This is a genomic window from Rhodoferax sp. (assembly GCF_018780565.1).
In the GTDB taxonomy this organism is placed as follows: Bacteria; Pseudomonadota; Gammaproteobacteria; order Burkholderiales; family Burkholderiaceae_C; genus Rhodoferax.
The window spans coordinates 25,494-45,198 of sequence record NZ_JADMJN010000008.1; the positions used below are offsets into that span (position 1 = coordinate 25,494).

The 19,705-nt window shown below is 58.6% G+C and carries 22 protein-coding genes; 11 read left to right on the forward strand and 11 right to left on the reverse strand.

The window, feature by feature from the left end; translation table 11 throughout:
* Window positions 1-41 precede the first annotated feature (41 nt).
* Complete coding sequence (locus IV109_RS11885; protein WP_296696642.1) at window positions 42-1,916, forward strand: phosphoenolpyruvate carboxykinase (GTP); 1,875 nt, start codon at window positions 42-44, stop codon at window positions 1,914-1,916.
* Window positions 1,917-2,066: 150 nt separating this feature from the next.
* Here the strand turns inward: IV109_RS11885 and IV109_RS11890 are convergent, their stop codons facing one another.
* A complete protein-coding gene (locus IV109_RS11890) occupies window positions 2,067-2,486 on the reverse strand; it encodes a hypothetical protein (RefSeq protein ID WP_296696645.1) in 420 nt (139 codons plus the stop codon).
* Window positions 2,487-2,614: 128 nt separating this feature from the next.
* Between IV109_RS11890 and IV109_RS11895 the strand changes: the two genes are divergently transcribed.
* The 4 genes from IV109_RS11895 (at window position 2,615) to IV109_RS11910 (ending at window position 6,106) form a co-directional block, all read left to right on the forward strand.
* Window positions 2,615-3,625, forward strand: a complete 1,011-nt coding sequence (locus tag IV109_RS11895; RefSeq protein ID WP_296696647.1) for a LysR family transcriptional regulator — start codon at window positions 2,615-2,617, stop codon at window positions 3,623-3,625.
* Entirely contained in the window at window positions 3,591-4,448 is an 858-nt protein-coding gene (locus tag IV109_RS11900; RefSeq protein ID WP_296696650.1) for a metallophosphoesterase, read from the forward strand. Before IV109_RS11895 ends, IV109_RS11900 begins: the two co-directional genes overlap by 35 nt.
* A gap of 49 nt (window positions 4,449-4,497) precedes the next feature.
* Window positions 4,498-4,917, forward strand: a complete 420-nt coding sequence (locus IV109_RS11905; RefSeq protein ID WP_296696651.1) for a universal stress protein — start codon at window positions 4,498-4,500, stop codon at window positions 4,915-4,917.
* 70 nt (window positions 4,918-4,987) lie between these two features.
* Window positions 4,988-6,106, forward strand: a complete 1,119-nt coding sequence (locus IV109_RS11910; RefSeq protein ID WP_296696655.1) for a PilT/PilU family type 4a pilus ATPase — start codon at window positions 4,988-4,990, stop codon at window positions 6,104-6,106.
* 13 nt (window positions 6,107-6,119) lie between these two features.
* On the opposite strand, the gene IV109_RS11915 is transcribed toward IV109_RS11910, so the two are convergent.
* The gene (locus tag IV109_RS11915; protein ID WP_296696657.1) at window positions 6,120-6,572 is read right to left on the reverse strand and encodes a PaaI family thioesterase; all 453 of its coding nucleotides are present in this window, start codon (window positions 6,570-6,572) and stop codon (window positions 6,120-6,122) included.
* The gene (locus tag IV109_RS11920) at window positions 6,569-7,051 is read right to left on the reverse strand and encodes a MerR family DNA-binding transcriptional regulator (RefSeq protein ID WP_296696658.1); all 483 of its coding nucleotides are present in this window, start codon (window positions 7,049-7,051) and stop codon (window positions 6,569-6,571) included. The genes IV109_RS11915 and IV109_RS11920 overlap by 4 nt, the downstream gene beginning before the upstream one ends.
* A 182-nt stretch (window positions 7,052-7,233) precedes the next feature.
* Between IV109_RS11920 and amrB the strand changes: the two genes are divergently transcribed.
* Genes amrB through IV109_RS11940 form a run of 4 tightly spaced genes read left to right on the forward strand, consistent with a single transcriptional unit; the run spans window position 7,234 to window position 10,383 of the window.
* On the forward strand, window positions 7,234-8,049 hold the full coding sequence (amrB, locus tag IV109_RS11925) for an AmmeMemoRadiSam system protein B (RefSeq protein ID WP_296696660.1): 816 nt from the start codon (window positions 7,234-7,236) through the stop codon (window positions 8,047-8,049).
* Window positions 8,036-8,632 (forward strand): AmmeMemoRadiSam system protein A, encoded by a 597-nt coding sequence (gene amrA, locus IV109_RS11930; protein ID WP_296696662.1) that lies wholly within the window; start codon window positions 8,036-8,038, stop codon window positions 8,630-8,632. The genes amrB and amrA overlap by 14 nt, the downstream gene beginning before the upstream one ends.
* A complete protein-coding gene (gene amrS, locus IV109_RS11935; protein ID WP_296696664.1) occupies window positions 8,569-9,708 on the forward strand; it encodes an AmmeMemoRadiSam system radical SAM enzyme in 1,140 nt (379 codons plus the stop codon). The genes amrA and amrS overlap by 64 nt, the downstream gene beginning before the upstream one ends.
* 18 nt (window positions 9,709-9,726) lie before the next feature.
* A complete protein-coding gene (locus tag IV109_RS11940) occupies window positions 9,727-10,383 on the forward strand; it encodes an alpha/beta hydrolase (RefSeq protein WP_296696666.1) in 657 nt (218 codons plus the stop codon).
* A gap of 32 nt (window positions 10,384-10,415) precedes the next feature.
* Here IV109_RS11940 and IV109_RS11945 read toward each other — a convergent pair whose 3' ends face one another.
* From IV109_RS11945 to IV109_RS11965, 5 genes are all read right to left on the reverse strand, one after another.
* Window positions 10,416-11,039 (reverse strand): phosphoribosyltransferase family protein, encoded by a 624-nt coding sequence (locus IV109_RS11945; protein WP_296696668.1) that lies wholly within the window; start codon window positions 11,037-11,039, stop codon window positions 10,416-10,418.
* Window positions 11,040-11,120: 81 nt separating this feature from the next.
* Complete coding sequence (locus tag IV109_RS11950; RefSeq protein WP_296696670.1) at window positions 11,121-12,125, reverse strand: alpha/beta fold hydrolase; 1,005 nt, start codon at window positions 12,123-12,125, stop codon at window positions 11,121-11,123.
* A 7-nt stretch (window positions 12,126-12,132) separates the two neighbouring features.
* Complete coding sequence (locus IV109_RS11955; protein WP_296696672.1) at window positions 12,133-13,872, reverse strand: methyl-accepting chemotaxis protein; 1,740 nt, start codon at window positions 13,870-13,872, stop codon at window positions 12,133-12,135.
* Between the two features lie 67 nt (window positions 13,873-13,939).
* A complete protein-coding gene (locus IV109_RS11960; protein WP_296696673.1) occupies window positions 13,940-14,407 on the reverse strand; it encodes a cache domain-containing protein in 468 nt (155 codons plus the stop codon).
* Window positions 14,408-14,547: 140 nt separating this feature from the next.
* Window positions 14,548-14,973 carry a cache domain-containing protein gene (locus tag IV109_RS11965; RefSeq protein WP_296697146.1) on the reverse strand — a complete coding sequence of 142 codons (426 nt, stop codon included), beginning with the start codon at window positions 14,971-14,973 and terminating at the stop codon, window positions 14,548-14,550.
* 332 nt (window positions 14,974-15,305) lie between these two features.
* Here IV109_RS11965 and IV109_RS11970 point away from each other — a divergent pair, with 332 nt between their 5' ends.
* Both IV109_RS11970 and ald read left to right on the forward strand, forming a co-directional pair.
* Window positions 15,306-16,652, forward strand: a complete 1,347-nt coding sequence (locus tag IV109_RS11970; RefSeq protein ID WP_296696674.1) for an aspartate aminotransferase family protein — start codon at window positions 15,306-15,308, stop codon at window positions 16,650-16,652.
* A gap of 27 nt (window positions 16,653-16,679) precedes the next feature.
* The gene (ald, locus tag IV109_RS11975) at window positions 16,680-17,798 is read left to right on the forward strand and encodes an alanine dehydrogenase (protein ID WP_296696676.1); all 1,119 of its coding nucleotides are present in this window, start codon (window positions 16,680-16,682) and stop codon (window positions 17,796-17,798) included.
* Window positions 17,799-17,812: 14 nt separating this feature from the next.
* Here ald and IV109_RS11980 read toward each other — a convergent pair whose 3' ends face one another.
* The 3 genes from IV109_RS11980 to IV109_RS11990 all read right to left on the reverse strand — a co-directional run bounded on the left by IV109_RS11980 (window position 17,813) and on the right by IV109_RS11990 (window position 19,659).
* Complete coding sequence (locus IV109_RS11980) at window positions 17,813-18,391, reverse strand: YceI family protein (RefSeq protein ID WP_296696678.1); 579 nt, start codon at window positions 18,389-18,391, stop codon at window positions 17,813-17,815.
* Window positions 18,392-18,487: 96 nt separating this feature from the next.
* On the reverse strand, window positions 18,488-19,060 hold the full coding sequence (locus IV109_RS11985; RefSeq protein ID WP_296696681.1) for a YceI family protein: 573 nt from the start codon (window positions 19,058-19,060) through the stop codon (window positions 18,488-18,490).
* A 20-nt stretch (window positions 19,061-19,080) separates the two neighbouring features.
* Window positions 19,081-19,659, reverse strand: coding sequence for a cytochrome b (locus IV109_RS11990; RefSeq protein WP_296696684.1), 579 nt, complete (start codon window positions 19,657-19,659; stop codon window positions 19,081-19,083).
* Window positions 19,660-19,705 lie beyond the last annotated feature (46 nt).

The following is a 19,705-nucleotide window of genomic DNA, read 5'->3' on the forward strand; positions in this document are numbered from 1 at the left end:
TTTGTTTTGAAAAGACGATTTTTTTATTCTGGAGCTTTTCAATGAACTCACCTGCGATGCAAGGCCTGAACCTCAACGCCCCAAGCTACGTTAAAAATGCGAAATTGATCGCCTGGGTGGCCGACATGGCGGCCCTGACCAAGCCCGCCAACATTTACTGGTGCGACGGGTCGGACGAAGAGTATGCGCGCCTGTGCCAACAACTGGTGGCCGCCGGCACCTTCAAGAAGCTCAGCGATGCCAAGCGGCCCAACAGCTTTCTGGCCTGCTCCGATCCTTCCGACGTAGCCCGCGTGGAAGACCGCACCTACATTTGCTCTGAAAAGAAGGAAAACGCCGGCCCGACCAACAACTGGATGGCCCCGGCCGAGATGCGCGCCCTGCTGCAACAAGGTGTGGGCGGCGACAAAGCGTTGTTTGACGGTTGCATGAAAGGCCGCACCATGTATGTGGTGCCCTTCTCCATGGGTCCTCTGGGCTCGCATATTTCGCACATTGGCATTGAGTTGACCGACAGTGCCTACGTTGCCGTCAACCAGAAAATCATGACCCGCATGGGCAAAGCGGTTTACGACGTGCTGGGCGTTGACGGCGCGTTCGTACCCTGCGTTCACACCGTGGCCGCACCGCTGGAAGCTGGTCAGGCGGATGTGAAGTGGCCTTGCAACAAAACTAAATACATTGTTCATTACCCCGAAACCCGTGAAATCTGGAGCTATGGCTCGGGTTACGGCGGCAACGCACTGCTGGGGAAGAAGTGTTTTGCGCTGCGCATTGCTTCCAACATGGGCCGCGATCAAGGCTGGCTGGCCGAGCACATGCTGATCTTGGGTGTGACATCACCCAAAGGCAAAAAGTACCACGTGGCAGCCGCGTTTCCAAGCGCTTGCGGCAAGACCAACTTCGCAATGTTGATTCCACCCGCCGGCTTTGAAGGCTGGAGCGTTACCACCATTGGTGACGACATTGCCTGGATCAAACCCCATGCCGACGGCAAGATGTACGCAATCAACCCTGAGGCGGGTTACTTTGGCGTTGCCCCCGGCACCAATACGCTGACCAACCCCAACTGCATGGCCAGTCTGAACCGCGACGTGATCTTCACCAATGTGGCCCTGACCGATGACGGCGACGTATGGTGGGAAGGCATGAGCGACGAGGCTCCGGCCCACGCCATCGACTGGCAAGGCAAGGACTGGACTCCCGCCATCGCCCGCGAAACCGGCGCCAAGGCCGCGCACCCGAATGCCCGCTTCACCGTGGCAGCCACCAACAACCCCGCGCTCGATCCAGCTTGGGATGACCCTGAAGGCGTGGCGATTGATGCGTTCATCTTCGGTGGCCGCCGCTCGACCACCGTGCCACTGGTGACCGAGGCCCGTACCTGGATGGAAGGTGTCTACATGGCTGCGACCATGGGCTCCGAAACCACTGCGGCCGCAGCCGGCCAGATGGGCGTGGTGCGCCGCGACCCGTTTGCCATGCTGCCATTCTGTGGCTACAACATGAGCGACTATTTCCAGCACTGGCTGGACATGGAGCACAAGCTTGAGGCCACGGGCCATACGCTGCCACGCATCTTCTGCGTCAACTGGTTCCGTAAAGGTGACGACGGCAAGTTTGTCTGGCCTGGTTATGGCGACAACATGCGCGTACTCAAGTGGATGATTGACCGCATTGAAGGCCAGGCACAAGGCACGGATCACGTCTTCGGTGTCAGCCCGACCTACAAGGAAATCACCTGGACCGGCCTGAATTTCAGCGAGGCCCAATTCAACACGGTGACCAGCATTGATAAAGCCGCCTGGACCGAAGAACTCAAACTGCACAGCGAGCTGTTCCAGCAACTGGCCTACCATCTCCCGAAAGAACTCGAAGAGACAAAAGCACAAATCGAAAAACGCCTGGCTGCCTAAAGGCAGTTGGACCTCAAACTGTCCGGGTTTACGATCTGAACCTGGATGGAAAAGTCCCGGGAAATCCACCCGTGAAATAAAAAAGCCACCGAACCCGGTGGCTTTTTTTGTGTTGTGGGCCAGTTCGCACCGGCACGCACAGGCTGGGTATCAGCGCTCGGCGCGGGTCATTGCGGCATTCAAGTCCGCCATCACGCGCGAGTCCGACTGAGCAATAGCCCAGAGCTGCCTGTCGGCGTTGACGCTCCTGGCCTGCTCCATCCACACGCTCAGCAATCCAGTAAAAGTAATTGCCAACTTACGTGCAGCACCCGCAAACATGGCAAGTGCTGAGAACCCTACCAGCCACAAAGCGACCCAAGCTGCAAGCAAGTGCCCATCGGCCCATGTGTCGATCAGTTGATCAGCCACCACCACGAGCGCGGCCACCATGGCAGCCAACAGCATGGCACTCAAGCCCCGGGTGCCGTCGAAACCACGGCGCATGGTCTTGACCGCACCGACTGCGGACTCAATACGGTCAACGCCCAAATGGCGGGCAGGGTAACTGGGTTGTACAAAACTGCTCATGATGAATTTCTTTCCTTCATCGCCTCAACCAAATGGCGAGGACGTGTTGAGATATTAGGGTTTTCACTAATGTGTTTCAACTTTATATTGGTGATGCTATATATTCATATCGGTGATTAATTCCACGCATGAACTCTGTCAACTTCCGAACACTTGATCTGAACCTGTTGCGCGTGTTCGACGAAGTCATGTCCGAGCGCAGCCTGACCCGGGCTGCCCACAAGCTCTCGCTCACCCAGCCGGCGGTCAGCAACGCCCTGCGCCGCCTCAGGGAAGCCCTTGGCGACGAACTGATCAAGCGCAGCGGTCAGGAAATGGCACCCACCCCCCGCGCACTGGCCCTTTGGCCATCGGTGCGGGACGCGCTCAATCAGCTGCAAACCGTGCTCACACCCACCCAATTCGTTCCTGCCACGGCCAACACCACATTTGTGCTGGCGATGGCTGACGCGACCGCGGCGGAACTGATGCCAGGCTTGATCGAAGTCATGGACCGCGATGCGCCCGGCGTCTCGATCCGTGTTGTTCCCTTGACCACGCGCGACCCGCGTCGCCTGCTGGAGGCCGAAGCAGCCGACATGGCGCTGGGATTTTTCCCGGCCGCGCTGGCCGACCTGACTGCACGTGCCCAGGCAGGCGAAGCGGTGGCGTTCACCCACCAGCGTCTCTACAGCGGTGAATACGTCTGCGTGTTGCGCCGTGATCATCCGCTGGCCAGCGGACCCTTCACGCTGGACCATTACTGCGCTGCGCGACACCTGCTGGTCAGCTTTTCCGGCCGGCCCTACGGCTTTATTGACGAGGCGCTGGCCCTGCTCGGACGAGAGCGTCGCATCGTCGTGACAGTCAACCAGTTCTTTACCGCAGGCAAGGTGGTTGCCAATTCCAATTTGCTGACGGTCCTGCCTCGCCATTTTGTCAAGGTCACGGGCATATCGGACGAACTGGTGCTGCGCGAACTGCCCTTTGCCGTGCCCACAGTCAACGTCGACGCGTTGTGGCACCATCGAGCCAAGCACGTCAGCTCCCATCAATGGCTGAGATCCACCATCTCGGCACTGGCTCAGGCCGCCTTCTCACCTGACGCTGATCCAAAAACACCCGATGAAAATCCAGCTCCTCTCAGACCTGCACCTTGAAGCCCATCCCGACTGGGTAGCCACGCCTGCGAAAGAGGCAGACATCCTCGTTCTGGCTGGCGACGTGGGCTCCTACCAGGCGGGTTCACGGCTGCTGGACCACGACTTTGGGTTAACCCGCTTTTCGCCCCAAAATGGCTGGCCGACGCCGGTCCTGTATGTTCCCGGCAACCACGAATACGACGGGATGGATTTTGATGCCACGCACGCGCGTCTGCAGGAGACTTGCCGGCGACTTGACATCACCTGGCTGGAACGTGAGATCGTCACGCTGGCGAACCCGCAGGGAAGAGCCGTGCGCTTTGTCGGCACCACCCTGTGGAGCGACTTTGACTCGCTCGGTCCAATGATGGGCATCGCGGACAGTGTGACCTCCGGCAATGCCTCAACGAGCCTGTTGTCACAGCAGCTCAAGGCTCGCGACAAGGCATTTCGCGCGGCCAACTTCTATCTCAAGAAAGCGGGGGGCACGCGCCATGGCCTGCCCATGCTGGCGCAAGCCGTGCGCGAGCAGGCCATTCAATGCCAGGCATGGTTGAAACAGGCACTGGCCACAGCGTTTGATGGCACAACGGTGGTAGTCACCCATTTCGCACCCAGTCTGGCAAGCGCCGATCCGCGCTATGGGCTCACGCCCGGCACCGCAGGCTTCTGCAATGCCCTCGACGACTTGCTGCCCAGCGCACAGTTCTGGCTGCACGGGCATCTGCATGCCCCCAGCGATTACGTCAAAGGGGGGTGTCGCGTCATCGCCAACCCCCTGGGCTACGCCCGAAAAGGCGAACAGACTGCATTCCGTAAGGAATTTTGCATCGAAGCCTGAGCCAAAGTGTGGCCGTGGATACACTCTAGTTTTGATGAAGGAGCCCCAAATGAAGATTCTTCTCGCCGTCGATGGCAGTCCGTACACCAAGAAAATGCTGGCCTATCTGACCACGCATGAATTGTTTGGCCAAGGCAACGATTTCACCGTGTTCACGGTACAACCTGTGCTGCCACCTCGGGCACGAGCCGCCGTCGGCAAGGAGATTGTGGACAAATACTATTCGGAAGAAGCCGAGAAAGTACTGGGCCCGGTGTGCAAATTTCTGGCGCGTCACGGCATTGATCCCAAGAGCAACTGGAAAACCGGGCATGCGGGAGAAAGCATCGCCAAGTTCGCAGACAGTGGCAAGTTCGATCTGCTCATCATGGGATCGCACGGTCACGGCACGCTTGCCAATCTGGTGATGGGCTCAGTGGCAACGCAGGTTCTGGCGCATTGCAAGGTGCCCGTGCTGCTGGTGCGCTGAAGCAAGTGTGATGCGTCCCGCCCATTGCATGCGGGGCTCTGTGTGAACCTGAACGAACGGAGTTTGTGAGATGCCTGCCTTGGTATTGCCGGATTCGACGGACCTGAGTTTCTATTTGAAATCGATGGTGCAGGCCAAGGCCTCCGACCTGTTCCTGACCGTCGGTGCGCCACCAACGGTCAAAATCCAGGGCACCCTGCAACCCCTGCAGTTGCCTCCACTGACCAGCGGTGCGGTCAAGCCACTGGTGATGTCCCTCTTGAGTCAAGCCCAGATGGAGCGCTTTGAAAGCGATCTGGAATGCGATCTGGCCGGTATCGTTGAAGGACTGGGGCGATTTCGCTTCAATGTCTTTGTGCAACGTGGTGAAGTGGCCATGGTGGCCCGTCACATTCAATCCCGGATCCCTTCGATCGAAGAACTCCGGATGCCCGCGGTCCTGAAAAAATTGACCATGCTCAAGCGTGGCCTGGTGCTGATCGTGGGTGCCGCAGGCTCCGGAAAATCCACCACCCTCGCCTCCATGCTGGACTACCGCAACACCAACCAGTCCGGCCACATACTGACGGTTGAGGACCCGATCGAGTTTGTCCATACGCACAAACAATCCATCGTGAGTCAGCGCGAGGTCGGCATCGACACGCTGTCCTTCGACCAGGCATTGCGCCATGCCATGCGCGAGGCGCCTGACGTCATCATGATCGGCGAAATCCGGGACCGGCTGACCGTGCAGCACGCGATGAACTATGCAGAGACCGGTCATCTGTGCATTTCGACCATGCACGCCAACAATGCAAATCAGGCGATTGAGCGGATTTTGAATTTTTTCCCGGAGGATGCCCACAACCGCATCTTGATGGATCTGTCCCTGAACCTGCACGGCGTGGTGGCGCAGCGCCTGATCCACGGCGTGAATGACCAACTGGTTCCGGCGTCCGAGATCATGTTGTTGTCCCCCTACATGGCGGACCTGATCCACAAAGGACAAATCGACCATTTGCGCGCACTCATGGGCAAGAGCAATGAGCTGGGTATGCACACGTTTGACCAGTCCCTGTTCAACATGTTTGCCAATGGCGATGTCACACTGGCGCAGGCGATCGACAATGCCGATTCCAAAACCGATCTGTCGGTTCGACTGCGTATTGAACTGGGCGCTTCGCTGGAGTTGTCCGGTCTGACTTTCTGACACCCGCTTTGGCTCACTGCCGCGGATTCATGTCGATATTGCGCGCCGTCCCCAGAAGCGTGGCGCACAGCGTTTCCTGGCCATTTTGATTGACCGCATAGACATCTGCTGCGCACACGGTGAGTAACTTGCCGGCATCAATCACCCGACCCCTGGCCCGCAAGCGCTCACCTTGAGCCGGGGCCAGGAGCTTGAGTGTGGCGTCAACCGTGGCGTTGACCCATCCGGGTGCCAAAAGCGTGCCTGCCGCAGCCACTGCTGCGAAATCGGCAACCGCAAAAACCGGCGTAGCCTGCAACTGACCTGGCCGAAAGCAAAAGGCTTCGAGCACCGGAATTTCAACTTCCACGGCCCCCGCTTCGATCCGGGTCAATGCCAAGCCCAAGGTTTGCGCCATGGGCATGGACAGGACCACCTGAGCAAGTCGCTGAAACTGAGGGTTTGTGACGGAGATCGTGGTATTCATTTCATGGCTTTCGTTGGCGTTGAACGCGGGGGTTGGGAATTGAGCCGGGATCGCGCCCTGACTGCCGGCCAGGGGGCCTGGACATGTCCGACGCGGGTCATCGCGAGGCGCTGCTGCTTCGCCTGATACGCACGATCCTGTTTTTTCAGCCACGCGATGTGGGAGATCACTTCAATGCGCTGGGCGTTGAGGCGCTCGGTTTGCTGCTCAATTTCCAGCACCCGCGCCTGTAGTGCCTCGACCATCTGCGTGATAGTGAGTTGGCCGGCCCGATAGGCCGGGAGTTGCGCCGCAATCAGCTTGAGCGGAATGCCCACCTTGCGCGACATGGCGATGAAGATGACCTCACGGCGCATCGCCTCGGGGTACTCGCGGTAGCCACTGGGACGCCGCGCGGGCTCAAGCATGCCGAGTTTTTCATAGTGACGCAAGGCATGCGTGGAGACACCGGTAAGTTGGGCAAGTTCAGAGATCTGCATGACCTCAAGATTAGCAAGCTTCGTCTTGCACGAAGCTTGTCACTTTGTCACATGGGCGATACATTTCACACTGACTGGAGAAGGCGCTGCAGCAAAAACAATACGCCGCAGGTGCCTTGATATGCGAGAAGGCACCCTGATCTTCGGGTTTGGAACACACTTCCTATCCCATGGAGGACCCCATGCACCAAGTCCGTCAAGCTGCTGTTGCCGGCGCTTTTTATCCCGCAGATCGAGACACATTGTCTGGCGCAGTGGCAGACTTGCTGGCAAACGCCAATACACAGGCCGATGATCACATGGCACCGCCGAAGGCACTGATCGTGCCGCATGCGGGCTACATTTACTCCGGCTCAACCGCCGCGTTGGCCTATGCCCAATTGGCAATGGCACGGCGCACCATTCGCCGGGTGGTGTTGCTCGGCCCCGTGCACCGGGTGCCGGTTCACGGTCTGGCGCTGGCAGGCGTTGCCCGCTTCAAAACCCCGCTGGGCGAGATCGAAGTGGATGGGGATGCCACGGCATTGCTGGATCATTTGCCGCAAGTCGTCGTCAGCCCGGCTGCGCATGCCCTTGAGCACTCGCTGGAGGTGCAATTGCCTTTTCTGCAAACTGCGCTGGATCACTTCAAACTGGTACCCCTGGCCGTTGGGGATGCCACGCCCGCCCAGGTAGCGCAAGTACTGGAAATTCTTTGGGGCGGGCCGGAAACCTTGATCGTGGTCAGTTCTGATCTGTCGCATTTTCTGCCCTATCCCACAGCGCAAACGACCGACCAGGACACGGTGCAGCGCATTCTCGATCTGGGTGGGCCTATTGGCCACAGGCAAGCCTGTGGCGGCACACCCATCAGCGGCCTGCTGCTGGCAGCGAAACACCATCGCCTCACGCCGAGGTTGCTTGGGCTGTGCAACTCAGGTGACACGGCTGGGGACAAGGATCGTGTCGTTGGCTATGCTGCATTTGCTTTTTCAGAGCCTCACCATGCGCTCTCATGAACCCGGCCACGCCTTGCTGCCGATCGCCCGTGCAGCCATTGCCAATGCACTGGGCCATGACCTTAAGGTTGACGACAATGCGGCGTGGCTTCACGAGCACGGCGCATGTTTTGTGACGCTGACCCAGGCGGGGGAATTGCGGGGTTGCATCGGCTCACTGGAGGCGCGCCGCCCCTTGATTGCAGACGTGAAAGCCAACGCCGTGGCCGCCGCTTTTCACGACCCGCGCTTTGCACCTGTGTGCAGCCATGAACTCGATCACATCAAGGTCGAGGTCTCATTGCTGTCGCCCATGCAAGCCCTGAGTTTCTCCGGCGAAGCCGATGCTTTGGCCCAGTTACGACCCGGTATCGATGGTGTAGTCTTCGAGTTCGAGCGCCATCGCAGCACATTCTTGCCACAGGTCTGGGATCAATTACCCAACGCTCGCGACTTTCTTGAACACCTCAAACGCAAGGCTGGACTGCCCTCCAGTTTCTGGAGCACTGAGGTACGCCTGCACCGCTACACGGTCGGCAAATGGCGGGAAGCCGACCTTCCGAACCAGCCCAATACGCCAAGCGCCGCAATGCGGGCAAGCTGATGGAACCCGACACCTACCCTGCCCGCTATTGGCACGCCCTGTCGGACGGCCGCATCCAGTGCGACCTGTGCCCCCGTGACTGCAAACTGCACGAAGGGCAACGCGGCGCCTGTTTCGTTCGCATGCGCAGCAATGATCAGATGATCCTGACCACCTACGGTCGTTCATCGGGGTTTTGCATCGACCCAATCGAGAAGAAGCCGCTCAATCATTTCTTTCCCGGCAGCAGCGTGCTGTCCTTTGGTACGGCGGGCTGTAACCTGGCCTGCAAGTTCTGCCAAAACTGGGACATCAGCAAATCCAAAGACATGGACCGCCTGATGGACCAGGCGTCCCCCGAGGCCATCGCCGAAGCAGCACAGCAAGCCGGCTGTCGCAGCGTGGCCTTCACCTACAACGACCCCGTCATATTTGCCGAATACGCCATGGACGTCGCCGACGCCTGCCATGCTCGCGACATCCAGACCGTGGCGGTGACAGCTGGCTACATGCACGACCAGGCCCGGCGCGAGTTCTACGCCAAGATGGATGCTGCCAATGTGGATCTGAAAGCATTCACCGACGACTTTTATTTCAAGCTCACCGGCTCCCGTCTGCAACCGGTGCTGGACACCTTGATCTACCTGCGGCACGAAACCTCCGTGTGGTTTGAAATCACCACCTTGCTGATCCCCGGTCACAATGACTCGGATGAAGAAATTGCGCAGATGTGCACCTGGATCATGCGGGAGCTGGGGCCCGACGTGCCGCTGCATTTCTCGGCGTTTCACCCCGACCACAAAATGCCGGACATTCCTGCAACGCCGCCCTCAACCCTGGTGCGAGCCCGCAACCTCGCCATAGGGTTGGGTCTGCACCATGTCTACACAGGCAACGTGCGTCACCGCGAAGGTGACACCACCTATTGCCCAGGCTGCAGCGCCGCACTGATTGAACGCGACTGGTACCAGATCATGCGTTACCGCCTGACACCGGACGGCCACTGCCCGGACTGCGGTACCGCTGTTTCCGGGCGATTTGCAGCACAAGCGGGCAACTTTGGCCGCAGACGTATTCCCGTCATCATGGGGACCTGAACACGCACGAGGTTCACGATGCAGAAATCACACACCGAACTTGAGCAACTCATTCAAATCCCGGTGGACCATGTCCACATCGAGGGCATGCTGGAGCTACCTGCCAATACTCGGGGCGTGGTGCTGTTTGCCCATGGCAGCGGCAGTAGCCGCCACAGTCCGCGCAACAGCTTTGTGGCGCGGATGCTGCGGAAACAGGGCATCGGAACCCTTTTGCTGGATTTGCTCACGCTGTCTGAAGACCTGGACTACCAAACCCGCTTTGACATTCCCCTGCTGACCCTGCGCCTGCTGCACGCTACACGCTGGGTCAGAATGCACATGCCCACACGGCGCCTGCCGATGGGCTACTTTGGCGCCAGTACGGGCGCTGCCGCCGCTTTGCAGGCGGCGGCAGAATTGGGTACGGAAGTCTTTGCCGTCGTGTCCCGCGGAGGGCGCCCGGATCTTGCGGGAAACCAGGCTCTGGCGAAGGTCAGTTGCCCGACCTTGCTACTGGTTGGCAGCATGGACAAGGAAGTACTGGAACTCAACCAGGAGGCCTGCGACCACATGCACTGCATCAGGGAGTTGGCCATAGTCCCCGGCGCCACGCATCTGTTCGAAGAGCCGGGCACGCTGGAGAAAGTGGCACACCAGGCAGCCAACTGGTTCAGTCGGCACATTCCCGCCTGAGCACACCACTGTCTGTCTGGGTACAGGCTGCTTCAGGCGTCCTTCAGGATCCGAATCACCTCGTCGTCCTCGATCTGTCCAAAATGCCGGTAGAACTGACCGACAGCCTGAAAGAACTCGGGCGTCTCCAGGCACACCACCTCATCCGCCAGCTTGGTGACCTTCGCCAGCGTATCCGGGGGTGACACTGGTACCGCACAGACCAGCCGGGCGGGATGGCGGACACGCAAACCGTGCAATGCAGAAATCATCGTCGCCCCTGTGGCCAAGCCATCATCGACGACGATGACGATGCGTCCACCCGGATCTATCGGGGGGCGAATGGGGGTGTACTGGGCGCGGCGCTTGCGCAGGGTTTCCAACTGGGTGCGCTTTTCGGACTCGATGTAGTCGTGGTTAGCTCCATAGAGCTCGGCATAGTCGGCCAGGTAAGTCCAGCCGCTTTCATCGACCGAACCGATGGCCAACTCCGCCTGGTGCGGCGCACGCAGTTTGCGCACCAGGACGACATCCAATTCACCCTCCAGCTCACTGGCGATGATCCTCGCCATCGGCACCGCGCCGCGAGGAATGGCCAGGATCAGGGGGTTCTTGCCCCTATAGGCTTGAAGTTTGCCAACCAGCAGGCCAGCAGCCTCATCACGGTCACGAAACATGGTCCGACCCTCCTCAAAGCGGCTTGAAGAAATTCAAGCACTTCTGGATAGTGGAGCCACTCCCACGGTTTTCAACTGTGTCTAGCGTTTGGATTCGATGCCTGGCGGCAAGGCCTTGACCCATCTCACGATAGAGCTTGCCATCGGTGCCGTCGCTTCCGGCGCCCGAACGTCCCCGGCCAGAACGTGCTGGCCCTTGCTCTTGCTGTAGCTCACGACCTCAATTGATTTCAGCGGTGCGCCGATACGGGCAAAGGCTGCCTGTGTTTCCAAGGGATCGACCGTCTGGTCATCCAGGCTGTACAGAACCTTGAGCGGCGTGGTGAACTTGGACAGATCACTGTCCCGCACCTTCTTCACCATGGCCATCATCGGAAACAGGGCACGCGTCGGATAGCGGCTGGTCCACACCCCGGCCTCCCTCGCGTCCTCAGATGCCTTCCCGCGCGTTTCACCCTCCAGCGCAATCGCAATCTTCGTCCCCCACGGGGCATTGATGATTTCCGAGCGTTTGTTTTTGGGACCAAAATTGGGCGATATGAACACATGCGCCGCAACCTGTCTGCCTTCGGGCGCCAGCGCCAGCCAGGTGGCCAGCGTCGAACCGGACGAGCAACTGATTACCAGCACCCGCTCACCCAGGGTTTGACCGATGCGAACCGCCTCCACCGCATCCGCCATCCAGTCTTGAACACTCGCCTCCCCCATGGCGGCGTCTGACCGGCCATGACCGGTCAGACGCGTGTAGAAGACATTCGCACCCAGCTCTTGAGCCACCAGCTCGGTCAATGGGGCCGTTTCAAGCCGACTGGCCGTGAAACCATGGATATAGACCACCGACCAGGATGTTCTCTGCCGGGATGCCGACGCCCACACAATGCCTTTGGCCGTACCGGGTCGGATATCCGGGTAAGCTGCCTCGCTTGCCTTGAGGGCATCTTCCAGCGTCTCAATCCGGCTTGGCACCAAGGTTCGCTGTGTGGGAATATCGGGGCCAAATTCGTTACGCGGGCCGGCAAAATAAACGATGGCGGCAAGCGCCACTGCGATTGCCGCCACGCGTGCAATACGTACCCTCCACTTCATGGATACATCAGAAGGTGGTCCAGTCGTCGTCTTTCTCCGCCGCTGGTTTTGCAGCAGGCAACTGCTTGGGCGCAGCGCGAGGCGCTGCAGGAGCTTTTGCTGGTGCAAGACGTGCTGCCGGGGCTGGTGCAGCCTTCAGGGCCGGACGTGGCGCAGCAGCCCGGGGAGCGGCAGCGCGAGGGGCTGCCGCGTGAGAGTGGCCGTCGGCCAATTTGAAAACGCTGACCACTTCGACCATGCGACCGGCCTGCTGATTCAAGCTGTCTGCGGCAGCAGCAGCTTCCTCCACCAAGGCCGCATTTTGCTGGGTCACATTGTCCAACTGGGCAATGGCTTGGTTGATCTGGTCAATGCCACTGGTTTGTTCATGGGCCGAGGAGCTGATTTCACCGATCAAATCGGCCACGCGTTTGACCTGGGTCACGATATCGTTCATCGATTCGCCCGCCTCGCCCACCAACTGGCTACCGGCTTCGACTTTCTCTACGCTGGCGCCAATCAGGCTCTTGATTTCCTTGGCCGCTTCTGCCGAACGCCCAGCCAGACTACGCACTTCGCTGGCCACCACGGCAAAGCCACGACCTTGCTCGCCCGCACGGGCCGCTTCCACGGCCGCGTTCAGCGCGAGGATGTTGGTCTGAAATGCGATGCCGTCAATCACGCTGATGATGTCCGAGATCTTGCGCGAGGCGACTGTGATTTCCTGCATGGTCGCAACCACTTGGCCCACCACTTGACCGCCCTTGACGGCGGCAGAGCTGGCCGAACCGGCCATTTGATTGGCCTGACGCGCGGTATCAGCGTTGTTCTTCACGGTGGAGCTAAGCTCCTCCATCGAGGCTGCGGTTTCCTCCAGATTGCTGGCTTGGGTTTCGGTTCGTTGCGACAGGTCGGCATTGCCCGAGGCAATCTCATTGGCACCTGTAGAAATATTTTCGGCACCTGCGCGCACCTCGCTGACCAGGCGTGACAAACTGTCACGCATCTCCTGCAAACCACCCAGGAGATGCGCCGCCTCGTCGCGACCAGTGACCTGAATGTCACTTGCCAGATCACCCCGCGCTACACGCCCCGTGGCATCAAGCGCAGTTCGCAAAGGCCGGGTGATGCTCATGGTGAGGCGCCACGCCATCAGTCCAGCAATCACCAGCACCAATGCCGCAGCAATACTGATCACGCTAACGGTGGCACGGTTGCTGGCGTTGGCCTGTTCGGTGGCGTCCTTGGTATGCTGCTTTTGCAACGCGACAAAGGTGACCAATTCGGCAGAGGCCTTGGTCAGCAAGGGATCGATTTTGCCGGTGATGACAGCACCAGCCTGCTCGGTGTTGAACTGTGCAGCCAGGTCAACCGCTTCCTTGAAATGGGCGTCCATCAAACGATCGATGTCAGCCAGACGGCCAAACAACTCCCGTTCCTTGGGACCCAGGCCAGCGGCTTCCAGTTTGCCTTTGGCGGCCAAATAAGCCGCGCGGTACTTCTTGGCCTCTGCTTCGTCCTTTTGCACGCCTTCCACTTTGCTTTGCAAGCCCATGTTGCGCACGGAAACAGCACTGCTGAGCAAGGAGTCGCGCATATCTACGGCCAAGTCCTGCTGAGCGCCGGCTTTTTGCAAGGTATCCAACAAGGCTGATCGGCTGGCGCCATTGCTGACAAGTGTTCCAACCAACATCGCGCTGGAGGCCAACAGGATCAAGCCAAAGCCCAATCCAAGCCGGGGGCCGATTTTTATATCACGCAAATTCATTTAAAGGCTCCAACATTGGACAAGCAAAGGTCCGTTAATTGCCCCTCTGGAGGGGCACCCACAATAACTATTTATAGATGCCAACGCAAACAATGTTGTCACCGACACGCTCTACATACATCGCTTTTTCAGAAATCTTCTCGGTTGTCGGGTTGCGGAACTTGTAGTTCTCTGTCCACCCTTTGCCTTTGTTTTTACCCACATCGACGAGCATTTGAACCAGCGGCTTGCCATCGGGATCCTTCAAACCGATCAGGTCCTTGCCAACCAACTTGGGGTTGGCGCCATGACCAAGCGCTCTTCCGTTCAGATCAAGGTAACTGACGTACAGATCCCGATCCTTGAAGGTTTTGCCATTCGTGAATTCCTCCGCTGCTTTCTCGGGACCATTGGCCTTGACATAGGCAACCGCCTTTTTCACCATGGCTTCGGCTTCGGCAGCGGTGCCCTGGTCAGCTGCCCAAGCACCCCCCGCCATCAAGAGGCCCAGTGCGGACCCGATCAACAGGGACTTCAGATTCAGAAGAAATGTCATGATAGTTGCTCCAAGTTTATAAAAGAGGCTTTGTAATGCAAGCCTTTGATGTCAGGCGGAATGCTCTTGAGCATCCGTAAATCGCCTGTTCCCGCGGAGGGCTCTCAGCAAGCACACTCCGACGAGGACAGAGACGAGAATCAGCCCTTGTAAATACCGCAACCCACCAGTGTGTCACCCACGCGCTCAAGGTACATGGCTTTGCCTTCGATCTTCTGTGTTGCCGGATTCAGGAACTTGTAGCCCTCGACCCAGCCTTTGCCCTTGGTTTTTGCCAAATCGACAAACATCTGGATCAGCGGTTTGCCATCGGGATCCTTGAGCCCGATCAAATCCTTGCCGACCAGCTTGGGATTGGCGCCTTGAGCCAAATTCTTGCCATTCAAGTCATAGACGATGACATACAGATCGCGGTCCTTGAAAGACTTGCCATTGGTAAATTCATCGTAAGCCTTTTCTGGCCCATTGGCCTTGATATAGGCTACGGCCTTTTTCACCATGGCCTCGGCTTCTGCGGCCGTACCCTGATCAGCGGCCTGGGCGGCGCCGGCCATCAGGAAGCTCATTGCGGTAGTGCTCAATACAACTTTAAGGAAGGACAAAATCTTCATAACAGGTGCTCCTGATTTACTAAATATGGAAAAAGAACCCGACGATCCGCTGATATGACAACGGGGACACCGAAATATCAGTCTACGCTGATTTCATGCCAAATTTGCTTCCGTAGTTTCCCGTATTGATTTTCCCGGGTCGAAATGCCATATTTATCAAGGACTTGACTCTGAGCAAGAAGCATCTCCAGATGTTGACCGACCATGGCGGCGCAATGTTGTCATACTTATGCTGACGCGCGCAAGCGCTTCGGGGCGCACCCGACTCACCCGACTCAGGAAACACCATGAACATGAACGATGCACAGCAGTTGTCCCCCCAGCGCACAGATGCAGCCTGGCTTGATGCACACTGGATGCCCTACACCGGCAACCGCGACTTCAAAGCCAATCCACGCATGATGGTGAGTGCCAAGGGTTGCTATTACACGGACATCCATGGCAAGCAGATTTTTGATGGCCTGTCGGGCTTGTGGTGTTGCGGCCTGGGGCACGGGCGCAAGGAGATCACCGATGCGGTGACACGCCAGATGGCTACGCTCGACTACTCACCCGCATTCCAGTTTGGCCACCCGCTCTCATTCGAGTTGGCCAATAAACTCAAGGAACTCACCCCCGCCGGCCTGGACTATGTGTTCTTCACCGGTTCAGGCTCGGAGTCAGCCGACACTTCACTCAAAATGGCCCGCGCTTACTGGCGAGCCAAAGGTCAAGCCGGCAAAACGCTTTTGATTGGACGCGAAAAAGGTTACCACGGTGTCAATTTCGGTGGCATTTCAGTCGGCGGCATCGTTGCCAACCGCAAGATGTTTGGCCAGGGCATCGCAGCGGACCACCTGCCGCACACGCAACTGCCCGGCAATGCGTTTTCGCGCGGCATGCCGGACAAAGGCGCAGAATTGGCGGACGATCTGTTGAGACTCATCGCACTGCACGATGCCAGCAACATCGCAGCGGTGATCGTGGAACCGTTTTCGGGCTCGGCTGGCGTGGTGATTCCGCCCAAGGGCTATCTGCAACGCCTTCGGGACATTTGCACGGCCCATAACATCCTGCTGATTTTTGATGAGGTGATTACCGGCTTTGGCAGGGCTGGCGCCTATACCGGTGCCGACGCCTTTGGCGTGACGCCGGACATCATGAACGTCGCAAAGCAGATCACCAATGGCGCACAACCGCTGGGCGCGGTGCTGGTCAAAAAGGACATCTACGACACTTTCATGGCACAAGGTGGGCCGAACTACATGTTGGAGTTCGCCCATGGCTACACCTACTCGGCCCACCCGGTGGCCTGCGCAGTAGGCTTGGCCGCGCTGGATCTGCTGGTCAAGGAGAACATGGTCGAACAAGTCAAGGCCATGGCACCGCATTTTGAGAATGCGGTACACAGCCTCAAAGGGGTGAAACATGTCACGGACATCCGCAACTTTGGACTCGCGGCGGGCATCACCCTGGAAGCCATGCCGGGTGAGCCGGCGCGTCGGCCGTATGAGGTCGCCATGGCCATGCTAAACAAGGGTTTTTATGTCCGCTACGGCGGTGACACCATCCAGCTGGCGCCGCCATTCATCACCACCGCTACCCAGATCGACAGCCTGGTCAACGCCTTGGGCGAATCATTGAACGCGTCTTGATGGAGCGCCCCTTGTCGGGAGATCAGCATGCGCATCGGACTGCCCAGGGAGATCAAGAACCATGAGTACCGCGTCGGTCTGACACCGGCCAGCGTACGTGAGTTGTGTTCGCATGGGCACGAGGTACTGGTGCAAACCGGCGCGGGTACCGCCATTGGTCTGGGCGACGAGCAATACCAATCGGCCGGCGCCCGCCTGACGGCAGACGCAAGCGAGGTATTTGCCCAAGCCGACATGATCGTCAAGGTCAAGGAGCCCCAACCCCAGGAATGCGCCATGCTGCGCCCGGGCCAGATTCTGTTTACCTACCTGCATTTGGCTCCAGACCTGGCGCAAACGACCGCACTCGTCAAATCAGGCGCAGTGTGCATTGCTTATGAAACCGTGACAGGCCCTGGCGGCGGCCTGCCTTTGCTGGCGCCCATGAGCGAGGTGGCGGGCCGCATGGCCATCCAGGCCGGTGCCGCACATCTGGAACTGTCCAAAGGCGGCATGGGCGTGTTGCTCGGGGGTGTACCCGGCGTGCAGGCGGGCCATGTGGTGATTCTCGGCGCCGGGGTGGTGGGCACGAACGCCTTGCAAATGGCTGTAGGGTTGGGTGCGCGGGTAACCGTGCTGGACAAAAACATGGACCGCCTGCGCCAACTCGACCTGGTCTTTGGCAATCGCATCAGCACCGTGTATTCCTGCGCCCACAGTGTGGCAGAGGCCGTCCAGGATGCCGAACTGCTCATTGGTGGCGTATTGATTCCTGGTGCAGCGGCCCCCAAGCTGGTCACGCGCAGCATGATTTCAGGCATGAAAAAGGGTGCTGTCGTGGTCGATGTCGCGATTGACCAGGGGGGCTGCTTCGAGACATCCCGTATCACCACACATGCTGATCCCACCTTCGTGGTGGATGGCGTGGTGCACTACTGCGTCGCCAACATGCCCGGCGCCGTGGCCCGCACATCAACATTTGCGCTCAATAACGCCACGATGGGCTATGCCGTCACTTTGGCGGACAAGGGCTGGCGACAAGCACTCACAGAAAACCCCCACCTGAAAAACGGCCTGAATGTGGCCCATGGCCAGGTGACCTGCGAAGCGGTAGCCCGTGCGCTGGGCTACGACTTCGTACCGGCCGACAGGTTGCTGGCCGGTTGAGGTGTGCGTCGAACTTACTGCTTGATGGCTTCGACCGCTATGCTGATGGTGACATCGTCACCCACGTAAGGGGCATATTTCCCAGCCTTGAATTCGCTGCGCTTGATGACCACGCTGGCGTCGGCACCGATGACGTCTTTCTTCAGCATCGGATGCTCCATGTTCGTGTAGCTGGTGACCTTCAAGGTGACGGGCTTGGTGACACCCTTGATGGTCAGATTGCCTTCGATCGTTGTGGGTTTGTCACCTTCGAAGACCACCTTGGTGGACTTGAACGTGGCGCTTGGAAATTTGGCGGTGTCGAGGAAGTCCTCGCCCTGGATGTGTCCGTTAAAAACATTGGAGCCCGTGTCCACAGACTTCATGTCGATGACCACATCCACCGAACCGGTCTTGGCGGCCTTGTCCAGCACCACCGTCCCCGTTGTATTGTTGAAGCGGCTCACCTGCGTGGACAGGCCGAAGTGGTTGTAGGAGAAGCGCGGAAAAGAATGGTTGGAGTCAACCGCATAGGTTTCTGGCGCTGCCATGGCAGGCAGTGCAGCGGAGGCCATCAAAGCGAGAGCGATAGAAAGTTGAGTAAGTTTCTTCATGGTAAATGCGGGTGGGAGGTTAGAGAAAAATCTAGATCAGCGGCGCCGTGTGACCGGACTTGCATCAATAGACAGGGTTGGAAAAAGAGGAACCACTCAGAGCTTGCCAACGCCGCTCAAAGCAAGCTTGAACTTGACTTGCACGTCGTCGGCCACCATCGAGGTATCGGCCCATTCGTTTTCGCCAATCTTGAAAGCCAGGCGCTTGATGGGAAAGACGCCCGTGGCGGTGGTGACAGGCCCCGCTTGCGTCATGGTGACCGGCACCACCACATCGCGGGACTGACCCTTGATGCCAAGCTTTCCAGTCACTTCGTACTTGCCGCCGCCAAGTGACTTGAACGCGCTTGAAGCAAATGTGGCCTGTGCAAATTTGGCTGTATTGAACCAGGTGGCTTTGGGCAATTCGGAATCGACTTCGGCATTGCCCAGAGTGGCACTGGCTATGTCGACCGTGAAGGCCACCGAACTGCTCGCCAGCTTGGCCGCATCGAAGCTGATTTGCGCATCGAATTTCGTGAAACGTCCCTCCATCGGCACGCCCATCTGTTTGAACACAAAGCCGATAGTGCTTTGAGCCGGCGCCAGCTTCTGCTGCGCGGCAACGGGTAGGGCCGTAGCGGACACCAAAGTCAGCACGAGGGGGAATAGCAAAGAAGGTATTTTCATGATGGGTAGGAGAAAAAGATTCAACGACGTCCGGGCAACATCCGGCTCAACAAGCCATCGCGGTCAATCCAGTGGTGCTTCAAGGCTGCGGCGATGTGAACGCATGCCAAGCCCACCAGGGCGAAGGCCGACAACTCATGTAAGGGCTTGATCATTTCGGCCAGGGCCTTGTCCGGCGCGACCAAATCGGGCAATGGAATCTGACCGAACCAGACAATCGGAAAGCCCGCTGCCGAACTGTAAGCCCAGCCAATCAGCGGCACGGCAAAGAACAGGGCATACATCAGGTAGTGCGTTGCATGGTAGGCACGCAGCTGCCAGCTCGGCATGGCCTGCTCGATGCTTGCCGGCAAAGCCGGGGGACGATGGGTCAGGCGCCACACCAGACGCAGCACCGACAGGGCCAGAAAAGTAACGCCGGCCCACTTGTGCCAGTTGTAAAGCTTGAGCCGCAACGGCGAGAAGGGCAGATCGGCCATGAAAACGCCAACCGCAAACATGCCCAATATGGCAAGGCCCAGCAACCAGTGCAAAGCAATCGCCACCGGCGTGTAACGGGATTCCTCTGGTGTTGACCCTATGGACTGATGTACCTTCACTGCAAACTTCCAAAAATCGACATGCCTGGGACAATCCCTTGCACGA